The following is a 3,870-nucleotide window of genomic DNA, read 5'->3' on the forward strand; positions in this document are numbered from 1 at the left end:
TTTTGAGTAATTACAACTTTCAATTTTCCTTTTTCCTCCATTTTAACTAAACTTGTATGAGCAAGATTTGGTAAAACTCCATGTACTATTAATTTTTCTTTATAGAACTTATAAAACTCATTAGGGTGTTTCACAAAAAAACTATGAGATAGTATAGTTTCTGGCGGATAATCATATTTTTGATTATATAATCCATCTACACTTCTAAAATCTGGTATTCCACTTTCTGTTGAAACTCCTGCACCACCAAAAAAGACTATATTATTACTCTCATTATACATTTTTTGTAATTTTTCAATTTTATCTTCCATAATTATTACCTCATATTCTAAATATATAGAAATGACTATATTTTCATTAATAATTTTATTTATTTCTTATATTTATCCTATTATTTCTCAATTTCCAATTGTAATCTTTGAATTATTTTTCATATGGTTTAATATTTTTTTTCTCTTTTTGACAAATTCTTTGTATCATTCTTTGTATCGTTGATATAATTCATATTATATAATGTGATTATTATTATATTCTTTGATATATTAAAATCTAGTTGTTTATCAAAATTTTTATAGTCATCTAATATTCTTCTAATTCTAGTTGCGTAATTTTCTATATAATCAGCTTTATCTAATGCTTCTACAGTTATTAAATTTCTTCTATCTGTAGAACCATTTTTTATATTTTCTAATGTTAATACATTAGGAAGTGATCCTGATGAAAATATAGATACCCTATCATCATAAAATTCTATCTTTATATTTCCACTCATTGTCTAGTCTCTATGACAATATGCATTTTCCCTTAATACTCTTTCTAGATAATCTCTTCCCAGTTATAACTATCTTTCTTTTATTTATTATATTTGCATATATCCTTTAATCCTCCTAAATTGTTTTATATTTATAATTAAATAACATTTAATTTAACAACAATTTAACCAACCCAACCATCTTATCCTTTTCCTTTGGATCTGAATTTGCTATAACTAATGTTAAAGTTGATAATGCTTGTGGGTTAATTTTATCTATAAAGTTATATCCAAATTTATTTAATAACCATATAAATGAAAATGCTCCACTACGTTTATTTCCATCATTAAATGGATGATTCTTTACAACAAAATATAATAAGTGTGCTGCTTTTTCTTCAACACTTGGATAAACATCTTGTCCAAATACACTTTGAAATACATTTCCAAATATTCCTGCTAATGCATCCTTATTTTTCTCTTGAGCAAACATTATTGTTGCTTCTTTTTTTCTAATTAATTCATTTTTTAAAATTTCTATATCTTTATATAATTCTGATACTAATATATTACTATCTATACTATTTTCAACTTTGGGGAATGAACTTTTATCAAATCTATCTAATGTAAACCAAGTATTCGAAAAAGATCTTATTAATTCTAATATATCTGAACTTTTAATTAGCTTATTATCATTTACTAATAAATTTAAGTTATCTAATGTTTCTAAAAATGCTCTTTTATTATCCATAAGTTTTTTCTCATTTAATGCATAACCTTTTAACATATACTCTTTTAATATGTTAGTTGCCCATTTTCTAAAATCTATACCTCTTTTAGATTTTACTCTATAACCTAAAGATATAATCATATCTAAATTATAGTGTTCTATTTGATATGTTTTCCCATCTGTTGCAGTTGTCGCAAAATTTGCGATAACTGAATTATCTAATTCTTCTTTTAAAATATTATTAATATGTTTTCCTATTGTTTTTATATCTCTATCAAAAAGTATAGATAAATCTTTTCTATTTAACCAAACCGTATCACCATCAATTTCAACTTTAACTGGTATTTCTAATTCCCCATTTTTATAAATTATTAATTCTTTTCCCATACTATTCTCCATTTTTTTATCATATTCTTTAGCTACTCTTGACTTAATAAAATTTCTAATACTTTTTACGGCCAAAGATTCTCATCTATATCAATAATATTTTCCGACATTATTCCTCCGAAACTTTTTATTAATTTTATAATTATATTACTTTATTTTCCTTAATTGTAATTAAAAATATATATTCATAATTATATTTTAAAAATCTCATTATAATTACTAACCTTTTAAAATTAATATTATATATTATATCATTTTTCTTTTAATTCTCATATAATTTTTTAATATTCCATTAATTATTTTTAATATCCCACTTACATTGCTTTTTTAGCAATCTATAATACTTATAATATTACACATATATTACTTATATAAATTATTAATTACTCTCTATATTTATCTATATAACTTATTACATAACTTTATTAAGTAAAAAAAAAATACTTCTATTTTAGTTTTTGTAATCTAATTATAATTTCTTTTCTTTACTATTAAATATAGTATATCTTAAATATGCATTGGATAAATCCTTATAATTTTTTTTATTTTCAATTAATTCTAACACTCTTTTTATAAATCCTTCTCTTTTTTCACATAAATATAATAATCTTAATATTAATTCTTCATCTAAAGAATACATATCTTCTAATGTTATGTTTTCAACTGGATAATCATCAAAAATTATATATTTCCAAAGATTATATGTACAATTATTCATTATACCATTTTTAAAGAAAGTCTTTTTATCTAATAACATTTTTTTTATCTTTTTTTTCGATTCAACACTTATCTTATTTTCTAATGTCAACATTAATATTGCAAAATATAAATCAGATGAACATCCTCTAGATTTTATTATTTTATCGATAAGAATATTCTCTAATTTATATTTATAAAATTTAAATTTACTTTCTTCTAAATATTCATATGATACTAAAATACTATATATATTTGCATCAAAATTAATTAATAAATACTCAGAGATAGATTTTATATAATCCCATCTTATATTATTGCTAAATATACCTAATAATTCCATTTTTTCAAAATGACACTCTTTATACTCTCTATCTAATAATCTATATAATTTTGAATTTTTTCTTAATTTAGAGTAGTTATTTTCTTTATATAAAATAATTAGTTGTTGTATAGCAACACTAATCTCTTTTCCATCATATATATATTCCTTTTTTATCTTTTTATATATTTTAAACATATTATATATATTATCAATTATTTTATGTTTAGCAACATTTTTTTTAGACATATATAAAAATTTTGAATAATTTAAAATCAACACTTCACAATCATAAACAATATCCAAATTTATTTTATTTAAAATTTTCTTATAGTCTTTATCACTAAATTTAATTCTCCATATTATATTCATAATGTTTTTTATAATCTCATTAGATATTTTTGATTCTTTATTATTAAATTTAAAATAATTTTCAAATAATTTCATAAATTTTTTCTTTGTTTTTTCATTAATATATAACTCTTTTATATTATATTCAACTAATAGCTTATCCAATATTTTAGAATCCATATTTAACATTATATATATATCAAAATAATCAAATTCGCTTATTCTGTTACTTTTACCATTATAATCATAAAGTGTTTTGATATATGATTCAAATAGTATTGTTATATAATTTTTATATATTTCATGTTGTATGCTATCATTATATACCAACCCATTAAATACAATATAATTAAATATGTCTCTCATATCTAATTTTATCCTATCAATTTTTCTTAATCCTGTCATTTGATAAGAATTATTTCTCTTTATTTCAATTATATTTTCAAACATTTGTTCATTAAAATTTTTCAATATTTTTTGATCGTAAATATCCTCATATAATTTTATTTCTTTTGTAAATGATAATAAATAATTTTTCTTTAATTCTTCTCTTCTTTCTCTTATATCTGTAATATCATAATTTTCAAATTCATTAATCCTTTTAAGTTCAACTAATAATTGAATATTATTAAT

Annotated in this window: 4 protein-coding genes; all 4 read right to left on the bottom strand. The window is 20.1% G+C overall.

Annotated elements, in window-relative coordinates:
• Positions 1–311 (bottom strand): Sir2 family NAD-dependent protein deacetylase (locus tag AWT72_RS08195; RefSeq protein ID WP_306765439.1); only part of this gene is annotated, 311 nt, incomplete at its 3' end.
• Positions 312–439: 128 nt separating this feature from the next.
• Positions 440–772, bottom strand: coding sequence for an ATP-binding protein (locus AWT72_RS08200; RefSeq protein ID WP_067143492.1), 333 nt, complete (start codon positions 770–772; stop codon positions 440–442).
• A gap of 148 nt (positions 773–920) precedes the next feature.
• On the bottom strand, positions 921–1,868 hold the full coding sequence (locus AWT72_RS08205; RefSeq protein ID WP_082680600.1) for a virulence RhuM family protein/type II toxin-antitoxin system death-on-curing family toxin: 948 nt from the start codon (positions 1,866–1,868) through the stop codon (positions 921–923).
• Positions 1,869–2,337: 469 nt separating this feature from the next.
• Positions 2,338–3,870, bottom strand: a 1,533-nt coding sequence (locus AWT72_RS09765; protein WP_197407641.1) for a hypothetical protein, incomplete at its 5' end; no start/stop codon positions are given.

Source organism: Oceanivirga salmonicida (assembly GCF_001517915.1).
Taxonomy (GTDB): domain Bacteria; phylum Fusobacteriota; class Fusobacteriia; order Fusobacteriales; family Leptotrichiaceae; genus Oceanivirga; species Oceanivirga salmonicida.